This window comes from Demequina aurantiaca (assembly GCF_050598105.1).
GTDB lineage: Bacteria > Actinomycetota > Actinomycetes > Actinomycetales > Demequinaceae > Demequina > Demequina aurantiaca_A.
Map to the genome: position 1 here is coordinate 2,810,624 of NZ_CP192436.1, position 19,957 is coordinate 2,830,580.

Consider the following 19,957-nt stretch of genomic DNA (forward strand, 5'->3'; position numbering starts at 1 on the left):
GTGTGTCCTCATTCGGGTTCCGTGACGCGGGGCAATTCGTGCCCCGATCGTCGCTAGTCTGCCAAAATTGTAAGTCAGTTGCCACAACCGCGCCCAATTCGGAATGCTCGGCACTCACGCAGTACCAACGATCGGGTCGCTAGTTTCGCTGCTCGAACGCCGCAAGGCCGGCGATCATCGCGTCGTTCTCCCCCACGGTGCCGATAGTAATCCGCACACCCTCGCCCGCGAAGGGGCGCACCAAAACCGACGGCTCGATCTCGCTCAGGCGCTGCGCCAGGGGCGCCGCGGCGTCGCCGACGGGCAACCAGCAGAAGTTGCCGTCCGCATCCGGCACCGCGAAGCCCAACTCGCGCACGGCGGGCACCACCCGGTCCCGCTCGGCGACCACCTGGTCCACCCGCTCGAGTAGTTCGTCGAACGCGTCCAGCGACGCGACCGCCGCGACCTGCGCGACGGCGGACACCGAGAACGGCATCACGCACGCACGCACCGGCGCAATCAGATCTTCCGGACCCACCGCGTAGCCGATGCGCAGGCCGGCGAGCCCGTACGCCTTGGAGAACGTGCGCACCAGGATCAGGTTGGGGTGGCGCGTCAGCGCCCCCGGGCCGTCGACCGTCGCGCTATTGCGCACAAATTCGACGTATGCCTCGTCCAGCACCACCAACACCCGGCGCGGCACGGCCGCCATGAAGGCCTCAAAGCTGTCGTGGTCGATGCTGGGGCCGGTGGGGTTGTTGGGCGAGCACAGGATCACCACCTTGGTGCGGTCCGTGACGGCGGCAGCCATGGAGGCAAGGTCGTGTCTGCCATCTGGGGCGTTGGGGACCTGAACCGCGTCGACGCCGCTGATCGCAGCGATGATGGGATACGCCTCGAAGCTGCGCCACGCGTAGACCACCTGGTCGCCCGCGTCGCAGTAGGCCTGCAACACGTGGGCGAGCACCGCGACCGAGCCGCCTCCGGTCACCACGTGCGACGGCTCCACTCCCACATGAGCCGCCAGGCGCGCGGTCAGGTCGACGGAGAACATGTCCGGGTACCGATTAATAGTCCCCGCCGCCCGAGTGATGGTCTCCATGACCGACGGCAACGGCCCAAAAGGCACCTCGTTGGACGACAGTTTGATGGGTGGAACGGCTGACGCCGGGCCGCGCGAGCCGGGCACGTAGCGGGGCATCGCGCCGATCACTGGGCGGGGCAGCGGCACGGAGACTTGCGGCGTGGACGGAGTAGACATAGGTCAAGCATCGCACTCGCGTGCCACAATGCCTGGCATGAGGTTCATTCTAAATTCGATCATTCTGGCCGCGTCCGTGTGGTTCGTGACCTTCCTGCCCTTCGACGTGGCCGTCGAGGGTGGGCACGACTCGACCTGGGGCCGCGTACTGGTCTTCCTGCTGGTGGGCGCGCTCATGGCCGCCGCCACCGCGATCGTCTACCCGATCGTGAAGGTCCTCGCGTTCCCCATCCTGGTCCTCACCCTGGGACTGTTTTCCCTGGTGATCGCCTGGTTCATGCTGTGGTTCACCGCGTGGCTGACGTCGCTCCTGCCCTGGACCGAGCTCACCATCGGCGGCTTCTGGGACACCCTGTGGGCCGCGCTCGTCATCGCGATCACGAGCGGCGTCCTGGGCGCCATCATTCCGGGCGCGGGTCGGGACTAACGTTCTCGGGGCCCACGGTCCGTGTCGCCGCGGGGCCGACCGGTCCCGCCGGCCCTACCTGCTGGCCCGCGCCTGCCTGAAGTAGCGGCTCCGCCCTCACCACCGGGACGTACTCGGTGAGCGTGCTCGCCTCGCCGGTGAAGAAGGTCGCGGCGGACTCCTTCCATAGGGACGCGGACGTGCCTGCCGCGCCGGCGTCCACCAGCGCCCCGGTCGACGCGTAGCTGCTGAGGTGATGCGCGCCGCCGACGGTCCGGCCAAGTTTCTCGGCAAGCGGCTCTCCCGACAGCACCAAGTCCCTCTCCACCGTGGTCCGCGTCGCGGTCGCGGGGTTGGGCGTTGCATCCAGGCCCGCGACGAGGTCCTCGGTGTGCTCCAGGTGCAACGCCTTCACCGAGGGCGGCAGCGCGATTCGGCCCACCGGGCTGCCCGCCGTCACCACGTGGGTCACGTTGAACCTGCTCAGGAACGCGGGGCTCGCCGCGAGCGCAGCGGCGTTGATCCCACCCTGGCTGTGGCCGGCCAGCATCACCTCCTCGCCGGGGGCGATGCCCGCGGCGAGCATCGCGTCGGTGATGGCACGCTGAGCGTCCGTGGTTTGCCTCGACATCGCGGCGAAGTTGCCGTGAGCATCGTGAGGGTTGTCGCTCGTCACCCCCCAGTCCTCGGTGCCGGGAATCGAGACCACGTGCGCGCGGGAGCCGTCGGCGTGAATGACGGTCTCTATTGATACCGAGCCATCCATGCGGTCCTCCTCCGCCTGGATTCCGTCCATCAGGTCGGCCACCCCGGTGGGGCTCCGCGGCGCGTGACTCGAGCTACGCGGCTCGACTGTGGTCGCGCGCCCCTCGCCAAAGAGCCCCTCGAGGAGGGCGGTCGCGGCGGCCAGCGCGTACACCTGACTCGCGTAGCCGGTCCCGGTGACGTCCATGGTGGCCAGCGCAAGTTGCACCGTGTCCCTGTTCAGGAGGCCGGTGGTGGGTGGCAACCCATCGGGACGGATAGCCCCCGATGCCCCGTCCAGCATGCCGGTGCTGGCCAGCGGGCTCACATTGCCGGAGAACGCGAGCGCCCACGCGTGGCGGACCACCCACAGCCCGGTTCCCCACGCGGACAGCCCCGCGTGGCCCACCCGGGTCGCCGCGCCGACGTGTGCCATCGCTGCCCGTTCCGACTCCAGGAACGCCGTGGCCACTCGGCTGAGGCGCTCCGCGACGTCGCGGGCATCGTCGACGGCCAGGACGGCGCCGTGCTCCACGTCCCACATCGCGTGCCGCGCCTGCTGGGCCGCGGCCCGCGTGGTGTCAGCTCCCTGGCGAATCGCGTCGTCGACGTGCGTCTGGGCCTGCGCCACGCGTTGACTCGCCGCCACCAGGGAATCGCCGGCGGAGCGGATCAATCCAGCGGCGTGCTCCAGGTCCTCGATGACCGCGTCCTGCCCCGCGGCGCCGCCGTAACTGCGTACCGAGTCCCCCATCATTCACCGTTGGCGCGCGCCACGTATTCCAGGTGGCGGTATGAACGCTCCGCGTCCTCCAGCCGCGACCGGACCCGCGCCACCTGGCGCGCCAGCTCGTCCAACTCGTCCCTGTACATGTCTGCGAGCGCCGACCGCCACTGCGAAGCCCGCGCGGAGCGCAGCGCCGTCAGCGCGTCTTCTGCGTGTTCGGCCGCGCTCGCCACCGGCCACTGGGGTAGCGCCAACTGGGCCCTGGGGAGGTACGTCAGGTACGCATCGGGGTCTATCAAGACGTAGCCGTCGCCGTCGAAACTCATGTCTCGACGCTAGGAAACGTGGCCGCGCCCCGCGTGGGCCGCGCGAGATTTGTGGATAACCCCGGGGCGCATCTCAGCAGAACAGTGGAACAATAGGCGCGTGACTTCCTGGACTGCACTCGCTGACATCACTCCCGCCATCGCCCTGGGGCCCCTGGACGGGCGCTATCGCGGCGCCGTCGCGCCGCTGGTCGACCACCTGTCGGAGGCCGCGCTCAACCGCGCCCGCGTTCACGTGGAGGTCGAGTGGGTCATCCACCTGACGGACCAAGGCGCCGTGCCCGGCACCTCGCCGCTCACCGACGCGGAGAAGGCGTACCTGCGCGACGTCGTCGCCACCTTTGGCGCCACCGAGATCGCCGAGCTCGCGGAGACCGAGCGCGTCACCGTCCACGACGTCAAGGCGGTCGAGTACTTCCTCAAGAAGCGCCTCGCCGATGCCCCCGCCGCCCTGGGCGCGGACACGCAGCTCCCAGCGCTCAGCGAGCTCGTGCACTTCGCCTGCACGTCCGAGGACATCAACAACCTGTCGTACTCCGTGATGGTGCGCGGCGCCGTCAACGACGTGTGGCTGCCCGCCGCATCGGCTCTCGTTGAGCAGTTGTCCGGCATGGCTCGTGAGAACGCCGCGCAGCCGATGCTGTCGCGCACCCACGGCCAGACGGCCACGCCCACCACGGTGGGCAAGGAGCTCGCGGTGCTGGCTCACCGCCTGAAGCGTCAGCTCCGCCGCGTCGAGGCCCAAGAGTTCCTGGGCAAGCTCAACGGCGCCACCGGAACCTATGGCGCGCACGTCGCGGCCGTCCCCGGCACCGACTGGGTCGCCGTCTCCAAGTCCTTCGTCGAGCACCTCGGCCTTACCTGGAACCCGCTGACCACGCAGATCGAGAGCCACGACTGGCAGGCCGAGCTGTACGCGGATATGGCGCGGTTCAACCGCATCCTGCACAACCTCGCCACCGACGTGTGGACCTACATCTCCCTTGGGTACTTCGCCCAGGTGCGCGGCCAGGGCACGGTCGGCTCGTCCACCATGCCGCACAAGGTCAACCCCATCCGCTTCGAGAACGCCGAGGCCAACCTCGAGCTGTCGTGCGCACTGCTCGACACGCTGGGCGCCACGCTCGTGACCTCGCGCATGCAGCGCGACCTCACCGACTCGACCAGCCAGCGCAACATCGGCCCCGCATTTGGCCACTCGCTGCTCGCGATCTCCAACGTCGCCAAGGGCCTCGACGGCCTCGACGTGAACCCCACCGCGCTGGCCGCGGACCTCGACGCGAACTGGGAAGTCCTGGGCGAGCCCATCCAGTCCGCGATGCGCGCCGCCGGAATCGCGGGGACGCCCGGCATGGAGAACCCGTACGAGCGCCTCAAGGACCTCACGCGTGGACGCCGCATTGGCGCCGACGACGTCGTGGTGTTCGTGAAGAGCCTCGGCCTGCCCGCCGACGTCGAGGCACGCCTGGTGCTGTTGACACCAGAAACCTACACGGGCATCGCCGCGGACCTGGTCGCCTTCCTAGACGACTAGCGAGTATTCACCCACTCCGAGCCACCGGGACTCCTATGGGTCCGATTTGGCACGGTCTGGGCTCTCCGGAACTCCTGTGGGTCCGATCTGGCACGGTCTCGCCTCGCCGGCACTCCTATGGGTTCGATTTGGCCCGGGAATCCCCTTAAGGCTTCTCGAGACCGCCGTAGAAAGTCGGCAGGAACTCGGCCGACGTCGGGTGGATAGGCAGCCAGGTCGCGAGCTCGGACGCGGGAGCGTCTACGTGCATCAGTACTGATACCGCCTGCACCGCCTCGTCCCCGTACAGGCCAAAGAACGATGCCCCAACCACGCGGTCCGTCGTCTTGTCGACCACGAGCTTCCACAGGCCCTCGGTCTCGCCGTCCAGCGCGGCCTTGGTCACGCCGTCTCCCGGAGTGATAGAGACCTCGACGTCCAGCCCGGCGTCCTGCGCCTGCGTCAACGTCATGCCGACGCGGCCCAGCGGCGGGTCGGTGAAGAGCCCGTAGGTGGGGATGCGGCCCGCAACCGACTGGTCGCCGCCGCCCAGGTGATCCGCGAGGATCGTGCCGTCCTGGTAGCTGGTGTGGGTGAACGCGCCGCGGCCGTTGACATCACCAACCGCATACACGCCCTCGACGTTGGTCTTGAAGTGCTCGTCGGTGGTGATGTAGCCGCGCTCGTCAGTCTCCACGCCGATGCTGTCGAGCCCGATGTCGTCGCTGTTGGGAATCCGTCCGGCCGCGACCAGCACGTGGCTCGCGTCCAGGTTGTCGCCGCCCTTGAGGTGGATGCGCGCACCCTTCTCTGTGGCCTCAATCTGATCGACGTCCGCTCCTTCGCGCACGTCGAGCCCCTCGCGTCGCAGCATCCCGGCGACTGCCTCCGAGATATCGGCATCCTCGCGGGCGATGATCCGGGGAGCGCGCTCGACGATGGTCACCTTGGAGCCAAAGCGGGCGAACATCTGGCCGAACTCGAGTCCGATGTAGCTGCCGCCGAGCACCACCAGGTGGTCGGGGATGTCGGTGATTTCCAGAATGCGGTGGTGGTCGAGCCAGTCGATGCCGTCGAGCCCTGGCACGGGCGGCGGCACGGAGCGGGCCCCCGAGTTCACGATGACGCGCTTCGCGGTCACGGTCTTGGGCGCGGAGCTGCCGTCGTCGTAGTCGACCAGGAACGCCTCGCCGTCGCGGCCCGTGATTCGAGCGGTCGCCACCACGTAGCTGATGGTCTCGTGGTTCTCGTAATAGTCGCTGCCGCCATCACGCCACGCGTCAATGAGCTCGTCCTTGCGCGCGACGACCTCCGCCAGGTTGACGGTCACGTCGCCAGTGTGGACACCCATCTTGGCCGATGTCCGGGCCAGGTGTGCGACGCGGCCCGAGGCGCGCATCGCCTTGGTGGGCCGGCACCCATCGTTCAGGCAGGTACCACCAAAGGCCCGCGCTTCGAAGAGCGCCACCTTTTCCCCCCGCCCGTCCAGGGCCGATGCGAGACCGGGGCCGGCCTGACCGGCGCCGATGATGATGGTGTCAAAGGACTCGTGGTGAATAGCCATGCCCCCAGTATGCCCACGGCCGGCGTCATCACGCACAACTTGTTCGCGGGCAGCGCAGGAGGCTACACGGAAGGCGAGACGCGGCTTCCGACTCGAACCGTCCCAGGGGAGACCACGGCGAGATAGATCGCCACGCGCGCGTCGCGCTGGTCCCCCAGTGGCTTGAGCCACCGCGTGCGCTGCCCGACGCCATCCTGAACTAGGTCGATGGTGCGGCACCGCTCCACGCGACCCGCGGGCCGCAGGGTCGCGTCCCCCACCCGGATGTCGCCTCGCCACGACTCCTCCTCGAAGGGCTCGGAGGTCTGGACCACCAGGTTGACCCGCAGGCGTCGCGAGTCGGCGTCGACGCCGAGCTCGCGCGCACACCACTCCAAGGTGGCGGTGCCCACCAGGGAGACTGCGCCATCGTCGAAGTGAGGCACTTCGCCCTCAGCCGAGACGTGCACCTGCGCGGCGAGCTCCTCGCTCAGATGGGAGTCCAGCTCCGGGCTGCCCGCGGTCCATTCCCTTCCCTCGTGCGTCACGACTACCCTGTGTCCCCGCGCGGCGCTGGTATGTGCGGCGAACTCGAAGATGCCCTCGCGGCGCACCATGCGCTTGGTGTTCTTACCCGACGCGAATCGTCCGGCGCCGTCGCTGACCGCCAACACCCGGTCCCCCGCCAGCCCGCGCGGGTCCACCAGGACCGACTCGAGAGCCTCGCCTCCCATCGCCTTCACCGGGTACCGACGCAGGCTGACCACCACGGGTTCGCGAATCACAGTGTCCATACGTCCAGCCTAGGCGCGAGGGGAGCCGTCCGCCGGGTTCGCTCGTTAGAGTCAATGTGACTATGGAGCAATCACGCGCTGAGGGCGCCGTTTACCTGCCATCCCGCGGACGACTGCGCGCCGAGGTGCTGATCGTGCTGGGCATCTCGCTGGGCCAGGCCGGCATCTTCGCGGCGATTCGTCTCATCGAGCGATACCTCGCACCCGCCCCCATCGGCACTCAGACGTCCGTCCTGAATCCAAGCCAGTCGTCCATCAACTACGTGGACCTGCTGATCCAGGTGCTGCGCATCGGCTTCTCCCTCATGCCCGTTCTCCTCGCGCTGTATCTACTGTCGACCCACGGCAACAGCGCGCTGAGACGCCTCGGGCTTGTCGGGCGCGGACGCGTGTGGTGGGCGGACGTCGGCTGGGGCGTTGGCCTGGCCGCGGCCATCGGGATCCCAGGACTCGCGCTGTATGCGATCGGCCGCGCACTCGGACAGAGCGTCAAACTCGACACCTCGGGGCTGCCCGACCAGTGGTGGGCGGCGGCCATCCTGCTGCTAGCGGCCGCGGCCGCCGCCATCCTCGAGGAGACCGTGGTGGTCGGGTACCTCGTTACTCGCCTGCGCGACCTGCAATGGTCCGTGCCCGCGGCGATCATCGCATCGGCGCTGATTCGGGGAAGCTATCACCTCTACCAGGGCTGGCCGATGGCCCTGGGCAACGTGGTGATGGGACTGGTGTTCGCCTACGTCTTTGTGCGCCGGGGCCGACTCGCCCCGCTGATCATCGCGCACATGCTGCTGGACTCTGTAGCCTTCATTGGGCCAGAGCTGATTCCGGCACACGTGCTCGACAGCCTCGGCATCACGTAATCAGACCACTTAACTCATAGAATCGATCAATGGCCACCGACGACTCATCACAGCGCACCACGCCTGTGACTGAACTCGCGGAACAACTGGTGGCACCGGCCGTCGCCAGGAGCGAACCCGTGGAGCCGGCTGCCGTCCCCACGGCCGCGCCGGTTCAGATCCTCGACGACCCCGAGGTAAGGGTTCACCGCTTCTCCGACCTCATCGCCTCGCTCGCGGCCATCCTGGGAGTCTTCCTGGTCCTGCTGATCGGCGCGTTCGCCCACCAGACCACGGTGGGCCTGAGCGAGGACATCAGCGGGTTCTCCTCGTTCCTCCAGCGACTCCTCGTCGCGCCGGTTAACGTCTTCTCCGGCATCGTCACGCTGGTGGTGCCCGCGCTGGTGCTTGGCGAACTCGCGTTGCGCAAGGAACCGCGCCGCATGCTCGAGGTGCTCGGCGCCGCCATCCTCGCGTTCATCGCCACCGTCATCGCCGCGCTCACCACCGAGGCGTGGGCCGGCCCGGAGCTGCTCGACAGCCTGTCCGTCCGCGGCGCGGACGGCGACATGACCGTGCAACTGCCGGCCTATATCGCCGCGGTCGCCGCGATGCTTACTGCCGCGGGCCGACGCACCGACCGCAAGATGCTGTCGTTCTCGTGGAACATCCTGTGGATCGCGCTGGCCGTCGCCGCGATCTCCGGGATCATCACCGTCCCCGCCGGAATCGTGACCGTCCTGATAGGCCGCGCCGCCGGCCTGCTATGGCGCTACGCGCTGGGGTCCACGGCGGACCGCGCGTACGGCGACGCGCTCGTGGAGGGCATTCGCCGCGCAGGCTTCGAGCCCAAGCGACTGGTGCGTGCCGACCGCACCGAGGGCGTACCGGCCACCGCCACTCTCGACCGAGTTTCCACCGCGATGGGCCGCACGCGTCAGGGCCGCGTCTACGAGCTCACCACGGTCGAGGGCCACCAGCTGCTCGTCATCGCGCTGGACGGAGACCGTCAGGCGGCCGGCTTCTTTGCCAAGTGGTGGAAGTCCATCAAGCTGCGCGGCATCAACGCCCGCTCGGACCTTGGACTGCGACAGACCGCAGAGTCCACCGCGCTGGTCTCTCACGCCGCCCGTAACGCGGGCGTCAGGACCGCCCGCGTCCTCGGAATGAGCAGCGCGCGCGACACCATGCTCCTGGTGTACCAACGACCCACGGGAGTCCAGCCGCTGGCCGATCTCTCCGCGGATCAGGTGACCGACGAACTGCTCGACGCCATGTGGAAGGAAGTCGAGATCGCGCACGGCGCAGGCATCTCGCACCGCTCGCTGAGCTCGGACACGATGCTCGTAGGCGTTGACGAGGTGACGGGCGACCCGCTGGTGTGGCTCACCAGCTGGGAGCTCGGAGAGGTAGCGTCCTCGAGCCTTGCGTGGCGCATCGACCGGGCGCAGATGCTCGCGATGACCGCGGTCAAGGTAGGCGCCGAGCGCGCGGTCAACGCCGCGTTCCGCAACCTCACCACCGACGATGTCGAGCACGCCGCTCCCCTCCTGCAGTCCATCGCACTCCCCAGCCACACGCGCAAGGAAATCAAGCACGAGAAGGACGTCAAGGTCCTGCATTCGGTCCGGGAGGCGATCGTCGAGCGCTTGCCCGATGCCGACGTCGAGCAGGAGAACATCGCCCGGTTTGGTGTACGCCAGACCATCATGATTGGCGCCGGCCTGGTCGCGGCCTACCTGGTGCTGGTGGGATTCAATACCGAGGAGACGCTCGATGCGCTCCGCGGGGCGAACCCAGTGTGGCTTGCGTCGTCCTTCGTGCTCGCACTGCTCACCTTTGTCGGGGCAGCCCTCGCGATGCTGGCTTTCTCGCCCATCAGGCTGCCGTGGGCACGGGTGCTACTCGCGCAGGTGGCCGCGGCCTTCATCGCGCTGGTGGCGCCCGCAGGGGTGGGACCCGCCGCGCTGAACCTACGCCTGCTCACCAAGCGCAAGGTCACGACGCCCCTAGCGGTCGCGACCGTGGCGCTGGTTCAGGTGTCCGCGGTTGTCGTGACGGTGGTCGGGCTGCTCGTGCTGACGCTCGTGTCCGGCTCGCAGGGAACGCTCACCGCCCTGCCCAGCACCTCGGTTTTGGTTGGCGCGGGCGCCTCGATCGCCGTGGTCGCCCTTACGCTGCTGGTTCCCGGGGTGCGCAATTGGGCGGCCAGGCGGGTCATGCCCATGGTGCGCCAGACGTGGCCTCGCCTGGTTCAGGTGCTTGGCCAGCCGTGGCGCCTGGGCCTCGGCCTGGGCGGCAACCTGCTCATGACCGCGGCCTACGTCGCAGCCTTCCAGGCAACCCTGTTCGCGTTCGATCAGCACCTCGCGATCGTGGACGTCGCCGTGATCTACCTGCTCGGCAACGCAGTCGGCGCGCTTATCCCGACCCCCGGCGGAATCGGTACGGTTGACATTGCGCTCGCGGCAGGACTCACGAGTGCGGGAATCCCCGCCTCCGTCGCGGTGTCGATCGCGCTGATCTACCGCCTGCTCACCTTCTGGGCGCGCATCCCACTGGGCTACGTGGCCATGAAGTGGATGCAGAAGAAGGGCGAGCTCTAGTTGTCGGTTGCCGTCGTAGATTGGCAATCGAAGCTAGTTCAGCAAATTGCATGATGCGGTCTGGCAATTGCCGCTCTGTGGAAACCTAGAAGGGCGGGCAATGAACGGGGACCGAACGGCGCGAGGACTTTGATCGAGGTGGTTTTTGACGCGATCGCGGCGCATTGGACGCACCGTCGATTGCAGTCACGCATACGAGCCTTGCAGGCGGACAACGTGCTGCTGGGAGCTCTCCGCGCAGTCGAGGCCCGCGATTGGCGCTTTGGCGACATGTGGCTCTCCGGCGAGTGGCACGTGCTCCCGGGCAGCGTCTGGCTAGGGTCGACGACCGTGGGGGTGGAGAGCATCGATCCCGTCGTCCGACACGGCACGTCGGGCGACTACATGCTTGGGCCGGGGCTAGACGCTGTAGTCCTCACACTCCACGGTCCCGGGGGAATCGTGGAACTGGCGATGGCCGCTTCCTCTGAAGCGTGGTTCCGGGAAGCGGTAGCCGCTCGTTCGTGACGCCGGTACGCCCACCTCCCAACAACGCGCCAACCTGAAGTAGAAGCCGCCTGTTCAGGCCTTCCCAGCGCCGAAAGGTTACGGGTGGCGGACCACTCGCCCGCTCGAGGGATCGATGCGCATAGTCGACACTGCGGTCGCGTCACCGCAAGAGGCGCACTCCTTGAACCGGAGATCCAGAGCGGGGCCGAAAGCCTTTGTCGACTGCTCGAGAAACTCCTTCGTCGCCGCGCGCCGCTCGGGATTGTCCTTAATGTGCTCCGCGAACTCCCGCAACGTAAACCAAGTGACGTCCGCGCCGCATTGCTCACAGTTTTCACCGGCGGCCCTCTCCGCTTCGGCAGCGGGACTGGTGGAAGTCGCAGCGGTATCCGCGCCTTGGGGACTGCTGTCTTGAGTGCTCACGTGAAACTCCTCGTCGATTGCGGTTGGTCGTGCTTGCTCATCACGCCGAGTCCGATCCTGAACCGGAACCCTTACCCGAAACTATCAGGCTCCTTCTGCTGGCCGCGGTGATTCCCGTCCTATGCTCAAATCCTCCGACTAAGGGCGCACCTGGATGAAGGGCGAGCTTCAACCCATCGCGGAAGGCAAGGGCACCGAATACCATGGGGGCCTGGCTTGCGACGCAGGCCCCAACTGACTTCGACGAGGGGCAACAAGTGTTTGACGGAACGGCGGCGGCCTACGCGCTCATACTTGGAGCGGTGGCGGCATTCAACCCATGCGGGTTCGCGCTGCTTCCCGCGTACATCACGGTGCTGGTCACCGGAAGCGCGGAAGAGGGAGTCACGCGGCCGATGGCGGTGCGGCGGGCGCTGCTATTCGGCCTCGCGATGACGGTGGGCTTCATGGCGGTATTCACCGGGTTCGGCCTGCTCTTTGGCGGCGTCAACGCGAGCCTGCAGGGCTCGATCCTGCCCTACGTGTCCTACCTCACCGCGGCCATGGGCGCCATCCTGATCTGGCTCGGCATCGTGCTCGCCCGCGGCGGCGAACTCAAGGGCCCGGGCCTTCGCCTCAACTCCTCCGCACCCGGAAAGTCCTTCTGGTCGCAGACAGCGTACGGCGCATCGTTCGCCGTGGCATCGCTGAGCTGCACCATCGGGCTGTTCCTCGCGATCGTGACGCAGGCGCTGGCAGCCACCAACCCCATCGGCGCGGTCGCGCCCTTCGTGATCTACGGGCTCGGCATGGGCACGTCGATCCTGATTGTGTCGCTGATCGCGGCGTTGGCCGGCTCGGGCGTCGCCAGTGCGTTGCGCTCCAAGACTCCCACCATCATGAAGGTGGGCGGGTGGCTGATGATTCTCGCGGGAATCTACGTGCTGCTCTTTGGGCTGTCGGAGATCCTGCCTCAGTTCGGCATCCACACGCTGGACCCAGTACTGACGACCACCGCCCAGTGGCAGAGCTCCGTCGCGGCGGCCATTTCATCGTGGGGCACGCCGGTCTTGACCGGGCTGGTCATCGCCACCGCGGTGGTGGTCCTGTGGGTGTTCATCGCGGGCCGCCGCAAGGAATCGGTCCCCGCGGGCTCGTCGGTATCCCCAGAGGAACTCGACGTTAACTCCGAGGCCGACTCGGTCCCACTGACTAGGGCACCAGCCGCCGCGTCCGAGTCGAGCACGCCGAACGCCGTCCGCGCCATCGTTGTCGCCGACTCAGGCACCCTCGACGCGATCCGCGGTTCGCTCAAGAAGCCCAAGAAGTAGCTCGGCGCCCGCGCCCGGAGCTACCACCCGCAGGTACATGGCGCACGAAAACGCCCCCCGGAAGTCACCGGGGGGCGTTTTGCGTCGGGGTCTAGCCCCAGAGTCTTGAGCTAGCTCGCGAGGAGGTTGTCGGCTGCTTCGAGGATTCCCTCGGTGCTCATCGCGCCGGGGACAATGGTGATGGTGCCGTCGTCGTTGATCAGTGCGAACGCGGGCTGACCGTAGACCTCGAAGTTGCGCCAGAGCAGACCGTCGGCGTCGACCAGCTGGTCCATGTCCTCGATGCCGTACTCCGCGGTGAACTCCTTCATCGCGTCCTCGTCGGACAGGCCGGGAACGCCGAGCATCTGAACGCCTTCGGGCAACGATGCTGCCGCCTCGGCGACACCAGGCGCCTCGGCCTGGCACGTGGGGCACCAGGGCGCCCAGAACCAAAGAATGGTGTCGACGCCCGCGAGGGACGCGCCGTCAAACTCAGCGCCATCTGCAAGCAGCGTGGTCGTGAACTGAAGCTGCTCGGCCACGTCTGCGGCGGGAGCATCGGCGTCCATGGAGTCCTCCGCCATCGCGCTGTGCGAAGGCTCGGTGCTCTCCATTGCCTCCTGGGACATGGAGGCGGACGGGGCGACCGACTCGGCGGCGTCGTCGGAGGCCGGCGAGCAGGCGGCCAGCGTCAGGGTGGCGGCGGCCATCAGGCCGAGGGTCTTGGCAGAGAATGAAATATTCATGACGGTGATTCGTAGCCTTAAGTCGTTCGGATGGGTTCGAATCCGTCAACGATACGACAATGCCCGGAAGGCAGTTACATGTCCGAGGCCATGTCAGCGAAGTGCGCGAAGTCCTTGCGGAAGGCAACAGCGATCACGTCTGTGGGGCCGGAACGGTGCTTGGCGACAATAAAGTCGGCCTCACCAGGGCGGTTGTCCCGGTCGTATGCATCCTCGCGGTGCAGCAGGATCACGATGTCGGCGTCCTGCTCGATCGAGCCGGACTCGCGCATGTCGGAGAGCATCGGCTTCTTGTCGCCGCGCTGCTCGGCGCCACGGTTCAGCTGCGAGATGGCGATCACCGGCACCTCGATCTCCTTAGCGAGCAACTTGAGGGCGCGGGAAAACTCGGAGACCTCCTGCTGGCGCGACTCGACCTTGCGGCCGGAGCTCATGAGTTGCAGGTAGTCAATCACCACGAGCTCGAGGCCATGCTGCTGCTTCAGGCGGCGGCACTTGGCGCGAATTTCCATGAGCGACATGTTGGGGCTGTCGTCGATGAAGAGCGGCGCCTTGGAGATGGTCGCCGCCGTCTGTGCGAGGCGCTCCCAGTCGTTCGGTCCCATCGGGCCCTTGGTGAGTTTGGAGAGCTTGACGCTCGACTCCGCCGAGAGCAGCCGCTTGGTGATCTCCTCGCGGCTCATCTCCAGCGAGAATATGACGGAGGCCTTGCCCGCGCCGATGGCGGCCGCGCGACAGATGTCCAGGCCAAGCGTCGACTTACCGATGGCGGGGCGCGCCGCGATGACCACCATCTGGCCCTTCTGGAAGCCGCCGGTGAGGTCGTCCAGTGCCTTGAAGCCCGTGGGGATTCCGAGCATCGACCCATCGCGCGCCGAGGAGGCCTCGATCTCGTCGATCGTGCGCTCCATGACGTCGCCGATGGGCAGGTAGTCCTCGGAGTTGCGCCGCTCGGTCACCGCGAAGATCTCCGACTGCGCGCTGTCCACGATGTCGTCGACCTGAGAGCCGTCCGCCTCGTAACCCATGCCGGCGATGCGGGTGCCGGCCTCGACCAGCTTGCGCAGGATGGACTGCTCCCGGACCAGGCGGGCGTAGTACCCGGCTGACGCTGCGGACGGCACCATCGCGATGAGGGTGTGGAGGTACTCGGCTCCGCCGATGCGGCTGATGGAACCGTCGCGCTGGAGTTCCGCGCTCACGGTGAGGGCGTCGACCGGGTTACCCGAGTTGTAGAGCTTCACCGTCACGTCGAAGATGGTCTCGTGGGCGGGCTTGTAGAAGTCGTCCGCGCGGACAGTCTCGATGACGTCTGCCATCGCGTCCTTGGAGAGCATCATCGCGCCCAGGACGCTCTGCTCCGCCTCGAGGTTCTGCGGCGGTAGGCGGTCGAAAGCGGCGGCACTGTTGCCGTACGGCGGAGCCATCTCATCAATGGACATTTGCGCGCAGATCCCCTCTCGTCTTTTCGACCTTGCGGTCAGGCACGCGCCCGCGAATCATGGGCGAGCTGCGATCCGTCACCCATTGTGTCGAATGGGACTGACACGCCACAGTAGGGCGACTTTGACCCTACGCAAAACGGACTCCCGGGCGATCCGTGGATAGAGCGCTGTCAACCGTGGATGAATTGTGAATAACCCCCACAGCGACCTGTGGATACACCTGTGTACGACTTCAAACGCGGCGAGCCAGATGCCCCATTACCAGGGGATTTGCGAAGCGCCCCATTGGGGATAAACCTTTGGTTTAAAGTTCCCGGCGTGTCGCACATGGGCGTGTCGCCAGCGCGGTTTCGCGACGTTTCGAGCCCCTCGCGGAGCTTGCCCTGGTAATCGGCCTTCGCCCTCGAGCGCGCTACCGATATGTCCGTTTTTGGGCCGTCTCCGCGCCAACTCCGAGCCAACTCGGGACCCGCGTCCCCCCCTCCCGAACTCCCGCGCCGCCGCCGCCCCGGCCGCCAGCGGCCCCACGCAAAAGGCCCGGTCCCCCAACAGGGGAACCGGGCCTTCGACCTGCGGGCTTAGCCCACGAGGAATGCGTTAACCAGCGACCACGTTCACGGTCACGGTGGCGAACACGCCATCGTGCAGAGAAACCTTAACCGTGTACTGACCGGTCGTCTTGATCGGCTGACCGATCTGGATGCGACGCTTGTCGACCTTCGCGCGATCGCCAATGGCGTTCGCGATCTCGGCCGTCGTGATGGCACCAAACAGGCGGCCGGAGGGGCCCGCCTTTGCCGACACGGTGACCGGGTTGGCCTGAAGAGAGTCGCGTGCGGCCTGAGCCTCTTCAACGCTGGCGATCTTCTTTTCGTTCTGCGACTTGCGCAGCGCGGCGATCTGCTTCTCCGCACCAGCGGACCAACGAGTGGCCAGCGAGCGGGGAACCAGGTAGTTGTTCGCGTAACCGTCCTTGACGTCTACGACGTCTCCGGCGATTCCGAGGTTACCCACTTCGTGGGTCAGGATGATCTTTGCCATGAGGAGATCCCCTTTCTCTAGCGGCCGGAGCCGGCGTAGGGCAGGAGTGCCATTTCACGGGCCACCTTGATGGCGCGCGCAACCTGGCGCTGTTCCTGCGTGGAGATTCCCGTCACGCGACGCGAACGGATCTTTCCGCGGTCGGAGATGAACTTACGAAGCAACGCGCTGTCCTTGTAGTCAACCGTCGTGACCTTGGCGGCCTTGAGCGGGTTCACCTTCTTGCGCGGCTTGCGGATTTCGTGCTTAGCCATGATTAATCCTTAAGAGAAAAGTAACTGTTTAGAACGGCGGCTCGTCAGACGCGGGGGCCGAGGCCCACGGGTCGTTCGCCGATCCACCGGCAGGTGCGGAGGAACCGCCGCCGCCACCAAAGTTGCCGCCGCCGGAGCCGCCACTGCGCTGCGTTCGCGTCACCTTGGCGGTGGCGTAACGCAACGAGGGACCAACCTCGTCGACTTGCATCTCGGTCACGGTGCGCTTCTCACCGTTCGTCTCCCACGATCGCGAAACCAGGCGGCCCGTGACAAGCACGCGCATACCCTTGGTCAGCGACTCGGCCACGTTCTCAGCAGCCTCGCGCCACAGGGAGCAACGCATGAACAGGGTCTCGCCGTCCTTCCACTCGTTCGACTGACGGTCGAACGTGCGGGGCGTGGACGCCACCGTGAAGTTTGCTACTGCCGCGCCGGACGAGATGAAGCGGAGCTCCGGGTCGCCGGTGAGGTTGCCAACTACGGTGATTTGCGTGTCGCCTGCCATGGTTTTTCCTTTGGTTTCGTGTGTTGTATTTAGTGAGAGTCGGAACGACCGTCTGGACTAGTGAGCGTCCGGACGGAGCAGCTTGGTGCGAAGAATGGACTCGTTGAGGCCGAGCTGACGCTCGAGCTCCTTGGCGGTGGCCGACTCGGAGGTGAAGTTCACCACCGCGTAGATACCGTCTGCCTTCTTCTTGATCGGGTAAGCCAAACGACGACGGCCCCAGATGTCGAGCTTGTCGACCGTGCCCTTGTCGTTGGTGATAACCGTCAGGTACTTCTCGAGCGACGGCTGAACCGTGCGCTCTTCTACCTCGGGGTCAAGGATGACCATCATTTCGTACTGGCGCATTTATACCCACCTCCTCTGGACTAGAAACGGCCACGGACGATCCGTGGCAGGAGGGTTACGCAGTCGTGGAAGAACAAGCCGATTGCGGCGAGACCTTTTCCACGACGCACAAGAATACCTCGCCGCGCCCACATTCGGAAGTGCAGAGGCATTAACAGGGCAAACCGGTCGGCGATGGCGCCCAGCGCCCGCATTAGACTGGTGAGCCAAACAGAGGCGAGGTCACAGTGAAGCAGGTCCTGCTCTTAGGGCTCGGCGGGGATATTGGCGTCTACGCCTTCCAACGCGCGGCACACCAAAAGTACGGCTGGAAGCCGGTTGTCCTGTCGAAGGTGCGCACCACCTTCCTCAAGCATTCGACGCTCGCCGAGTGGATCATCGAGCCCAACCTCCAGGACCCGGACGTGCTGGTCGCCCGGCTCAACGAGATTGCCGGCGCGCACCCCGATCACGAGCTGATCCTGTTCACCAACCTCGACTGGAACGTGCGGACCATCGCGCAGCAGCGGGACCGGATCGACTCGCGCTGGCTTCAGCCCCTGTGCGACCTCGCCACCTTTGACCGCGTGTCCTCCAAGACCGCCTTCGCGTCCATCTGCGACCAGGTAGACGTCCGCACCCCGTTCACCGTCGCGGTGGGCTTCACGGGTGCCGATGCCGTCCCCGCCGAGGCATCGGGCGGCGCCGACTCGGTGCCCACCGTTTCTCCCGCCGTAGCGCTGCAGTCCATCCGCGACCGCGGTCTCGACTACCCGCTGATCGGCAAGCCCGCGATCAGCGCCGACTGGTTCAACGTCGCCTTCCCCGGCAAGCAGAAGATTCACCACTTCGAGTCGGAGGCCGAGCTGGTGGAGGTCCTCGATCACCTCGTCGAACGCAGTTACGGAAGCGAGTTCCTGGTGCAGGAGTTTGTGCCCGGCGACGAGACCCACATGCGCTCCCTGACCGCCTACCGCGACCGCGAGGGTCAGGTCACCCTGCTCGCGGGGGGCCAGGTGCTGCTCGAGGAGCACACGCCGGGAACGCTCGGCATCCCCGCCGCGATCCTCACCGAGGTGGACGAGGAGGCGTTCGCCTCCGCACGCCGCATCCTGGTCAAGGCCGACTACTACGGCTTCGCCAATTTTGACTACAAGATCTCGAGCCGCGACGGCGGCCGCGTCTTCTTCGAAGTCAACCCGCGCATCGGCCGCAACAACTTCTACGTGACGGCGGCCGGCGTCAATGTCGCCCAGGCCGTCGCCCGCGACCTGCTGCCAGACCACTTCGAGGCGCAGGAGGCCAAGCCCGCCGAGAGCGCGGCCTCCGTCCCCACGGGTCCCATCCTGTATTCGGTCGTGCCGTACCGGCTGCTCATGCGCTACATCAAGGAGCCCGCGCTGCGCGAGCGAGTCGCGGCGGCAAAGAAGCGGTCCGGGGTGTTTCACCCACTCGTCTACTCGGGCGACCGCAGCCTGGTTCGCCGCGTCTACATCAAGGCGCTCAACGCCCGGATGGCGCAGCACTTCCGCAAGTACTACCCCGAGCCCACCGACACCGGCTTTTAGCCCTGTGGGTGGGGTGCGCCTCGTCCCGAGTGGCGGCTAGGCTCGTCGCATGACTTCAGCGCCCGCACAGATCGAGCACGTTTCTGACGAGCAGTTCGAGGCGCTCGTCCACGGCTCAGGCCACCGAGTTCCCATCGAGCAGTCGCCCGCCTGGGATCCGTACGATGCGATCGTCGAGGGCCGCACGTTCTGGCGCCGCCTCGCGTACTCCGTGGACGGGCAGCCGCAGGCGGTCGTCGCGCTCACCGAGTACACCGGGCGCGGCTTCCACTACCTCTGGGCAAAGCACGGCCCCATCTGGATAGGCGATCAGACCGCGCAGGCCGAGCTGGGCCTGCGCAAGGCTTTGCGCGACTACATCGCGCGCGAGGCCCCTCACATCGCCTTCGCCCGCATCCACGCTAAGTTCCCCGCGCCCGACCTGCACGAATTGCTGCAGTCGGTCACCTACGACCGCACGGTCGCGATAGATCTCACCCGCGACCTGGACGACATCTTTGCCGCCTTCTCCAAGCGCCGGCGCTCCGGAATCCGCAAGGCCCTCCGGGACGAGGGGTTCGTGCTCCAGGACGAGTCAGGTCTCACCCGCGAGGCCTTCGACGAGCTCTACCGGATCTACGAGGAGACAGCGGAGCGCGACGGCTTCGGCATCTACCAGGCCGACACCTATTTTTCGATGCTCGAGGGACTCGGCCAGCACGCACGGGTCTTCGTCGCGCGCCGGTCCGACTCGGGGACGGCCGATGCGCCGCTCGAGCCCGGTCGCGCCGTCGCCTGGGTGATCGTCACCACGTACGAGGGTGCGGCGGTGAGCTACTACGCGGGCGCCAGCGCCGAGGCGCGGGGCAACAACGCCGTCATGCTGCTGCGCTGGCACCTCATGCAGATGCTCAAGGATGAGGACGTGACGAGTTACGACCTCATGGGGGTCGACTCCGAGCGCGCCCCCACGCTCAAGGGCGTCGGGGACTTCAAACGCCAGTTCGGCGAGGAGTCAACCGTGGACGGCGCGTGGGATCTGCCCGTCAAGCGCACCCGCTACCGCGTCCTGACAGCGTTGCTGCGACTCAAGCGCGCACTACGCCGTTAGAAGCCGCGGCCGGTAGGCGCCGCGCGCAGGCCG

At 66.8% G+C, this 19,957-nt stretch carries 20 protein-coding genes; 8 read left to right on the top strand and 12 right to left on the bottom strand.

The features are described from left to right. Positions 1-139: 139 nt before the first annotated feature. Positions 140-1,243, bottom strand: coding sequence for a histidinol-phosphate transaminase (gene hisC, locus ACQU6B_RS12940; RefSeq protein ID WP_430867953.1), 1,104 nt, complete (start codon positions 1,241-1,243; stop codon positions 140-142). A gap of 37 nt (positions 1,244-1,280) precedes the next feature. Between hisC and ACQU6B_RS12945 the strand changes: the two genes are divergently transcribed. Then, complete coding sequence (locus ACQU6B_RS12945; RefSeq protein ID WP_430867954.1) at positions 1,281-1,670, top strand: phage holin family protein; 390 nt, start codon at positions 1,281-1,283, stop codon at positions 1,668-1,670. Here the strand turns inward: ACQU6B_RS12945 and ACQU6B_RS12950 are convergent. Continuing rightward, on the bottom strand, positions 1,645-3,150 hold the full coding sequence (locus ACQU6B_RS12950; protein WP_430867955.1) for a hypothetical protein: 1,506 nt from the start codon (positions 3,148-3,150) through the stop codon (positions 1,645-1,647). The two genes, ACQU6B_RS12945 and ACQU6B_RS12950, sit on opposite strands and share 26 nt — an antisense overlap. After that, a complete protein-coding gene (locus tag ACQU6B_RS12955) occupies positions 3,147-3,446 on the bottom strand; it encodes a hypothetical protein (RefSeq protein ID WP_430867956.1) in 300 nt (99 codons plus the stop codon). The genes ACQU6B_RS12950 and ACQU6B_RS12955 overlap by 4 nt, the downstream gene beginning before the upstream one ends. A 100-nt stretch (positions 3,447-3,546) precedes the next feature. Between ACQU6B_RS12955 and purB the strand changes: the two genes are divergently transcribed. Then, a complete protein-coding gene (gene purB, locus ACQU6B_RS12960) occupies positions 3,547-4,980 on the top strand; it encodes an adenylosuccinate lyase (protein ID WP_430867957.1) in 1,434 nt (477 codons plus the stop codon). A gap of 145 nt (positions 4,981-5,125) precedes the next feature. Here purB and ACQU6B_RS12965 read toward each other — a convergent pair whose 3' ends face one another. Together ACQU6B_RS12965 and ACQU6B_RS12970 are read right to left on the bottom strand one after the other, a co-directional pair. Continuing rightward, on the bottom strand, positions 5,126-6,523 hold the full coding sequence (locus tag ACQU6B_RS12965) for a mercuric reductase (RefSeq protein WP_430867958.1): 1,398 nt from the start codon (positions 6,521-6,523) through the stop codon (positions 5,126-5,128). Between the two features lie 62 nt (positions 6,524-6,585). After that, positions 6,586-7,296, bottom strand: coding sequence for an MOSC domain-containing protein (locus tag ACQU6B_RS12970; RefSeq protein WP_430867959.1), 711 nt, complete (start codon positions 7,294-7,296; stop codon positions 6,586-6,588). 62 nt (positions 7,297-7,358) lie between these two features. On the opposite strand from ACQU6B_RS12970, the gene ACQU6B_RS12975 reads away from it, so the two are divergent. The 3 genes from ACQU6B_RS12975 to ACQU6B_RS12985 all read left to right on the top strand — a co-directional run bounded on the left by ACQU6B_RS12975 (position 7,359) and on the right by ACQU6B_RS12985 (position 11,248). Then, complete coding sequence (locus ACQU6B_RS12975) at positions 7,359-8,156, top strand: CPBP family intramembrane glutamic endopeptidase (RefSeq protein ID WP_430867960.1); 798 nt, start codon at positions 7,359-7,361, stop codon at positions 8,154-8,156. Between the two features lie 29 nt (positions 8,157-8,185). Beyond that, positions 8,186-10,741 carry a lysylphosphatidylglycerol synthase transmembrane domain-containing protein gene (locus tag ACQU6B_RS12980; RefSeq protein WP_430867961.1) on the top strand — a complete coding sequence of 852 codons (2,556 nt, stop codon included), beginning with the start codon at positions 8,186-8,188 and terminating at the stop codon, positions 10,739-10,741. 180 nt (positions 10,742-10,921) lie between these two features. Then, positions 10,922-11,248 (top strand): hypothetical protein, encoded by a 327-nt coding sequence (locus ACQU6B_RS12985; RefSeq protein WP_430867962.1) that lies wholly within the window; start codon positions 10,922-10,924, stop codon positions 11,246-11,248. Between the two features lie 78 nt (positions 11,249-11,326). Here ACQU6B_RS12985 and ACQU6B_RS12990 read toward each other — a convergent pair whose 3' ends face one another. Further along, the gene (locus ACQU6B_RS12990) at positions 11,327-11,653 is read right to left on the bottom strand and encodes a hypothetical protein (protein WP_430867963.1); all 327 of its coding nucleotides are present in this window, start codon (positions 11,651-11,653) and stop codon (positions 11,327-11,329) included. A 257-nt stretch (positions 11,654-11,910) separates the two neighbouring features. On the opposite strand from ACQU6B_RS12990, the gene ACQU6B_RS12995 reads away from it, so the two are divergent. Then, positions 11,911-12,963 (top strand): cytochrome c biogenesis CcdA family protein, encoded by a 1,053-nt coding sequence (locus ACQU6B_RS12995; protein ID WP_430867964.1) that lies wholly within the window; start codon positions 11,911-11,913, stop codon positions 12,961-12,963. A 110-nt stretch (positions 12,964-13,073) separates the two neighbouring features. Here ACQU6B_RS12995 and ACQU6B_RS13000 read toward each other — a convergent pair whose 3' ends face one another. The 6 genes from ACQU6B_RS13000 to rpsF form a co-directional block, all read right to left on the bottom strand. Further along, positions 13,074-13,691, bottom strand: a complete 618-nt coding sequence (locus ACQU6B_RS13000; protein ID WP_430867965.1) for a redoxin domain-containing protein — start codon at positions 13,689-13,691, stop codon at positions 13,074-13,076. Positions 13,692-13,765: 74 nt separating this feature from the next. Beyond that, positions 13,766-15,133 (bottom strand): replicative DNA helicase, encoded by a 1,368-nt coding sequence (gene dnaB / locus ACQU6B_RS13005; protein ID WP_430867966.1) that lies wholly within the window; start codon positions 15,131-15,133, stop codon positions 13,766-13,768. 600 nt (positions 15,134-15,733) lie between these two features. Further along, positions 15,734-16,177 carry a 50S ribosomal protein L9 gene (gene rplI, locus ACQU6B_RS13010; protein WP_430867967.1) on the bottom strand — a complete coding sequence of 148 codons (444 nt, stop codon included), beginning with the start codon at positions 16,175-16,177 and terminating at the stop codon, positions 15,734-15,736. A gap of 17 nt (positions 16,178-16,194) precedes the next feature. Continuing rightward, positions 16,195-16,431 (bottom strand): 30S ribosomal protein S18, encoded by a 237-nt coding sequence (gene rpsR, locus ACQU6B_RS13015; RefSeq protein WP_430867968.1) that lies wholly within the window; start codon positions 16,429-16,431, stop codon positions 16,195-16,197. 28 nt (positions 16,432-16,459) lie between these two features. After that, positions 16,460-16,939: a single-stranded DNA-binding protein gene (locus ACQU6B_RS13020; RefSeq protein WP_430867969.1), complete on the bottom strand. Its 480-nt coding sequence runs from the start codon at positions 16,937-16,939 to the stop codon at positions 16,460-16,462. Between the two features lie 57 nt (positions 16,940-16,996). Then, positions 16,997-17,287, bottom strand: coding sequence for a 30S ribosomal protein S6 (rpsF, locus tag ACQU6B_RS13025; RefSeq protein WP_061963278.1), 291 nt, complete (start codon positions 17,285-17,287; stop codon positions 16,997-16,999). A 227-nt stretch (positions 17,288-17,514) separates the two neighbouring features. Here rpsF and ACQU6B_RS13030 point away from each other — a divergent pair, with 227 nt between their 5' ends. Both ACQU6B_RS13030 and ACQU6B_RS13035 read left to right on the top strand, forming a co-directional pair. Further along, complete coding sequence (locus tag ACQU6B_RS13030) at positions 17,515-18,834, top strand: carboxylate--amine ligase (RefSeq protein WP_430867970.1); 1,320 nt, start codon at positions 17,515-17,517, stop codon at positions 18,832-18,834. 49 nt (positions 18,835-18,883) lie between these two features. Next, positions 18,884-19,924 (top strand): lipid II:glycine glycyltransferase FemX, encoded by a 1,041-nt coding sequence (locus ACQU6B_RS13035; protein WP_430867971.1) that lies wholly within the window; start codon positions 18,884-18,886, stop codon positions 19,922-19,924. Positions 19,925-19,957 lie beyond the last annotated feature (33 nt).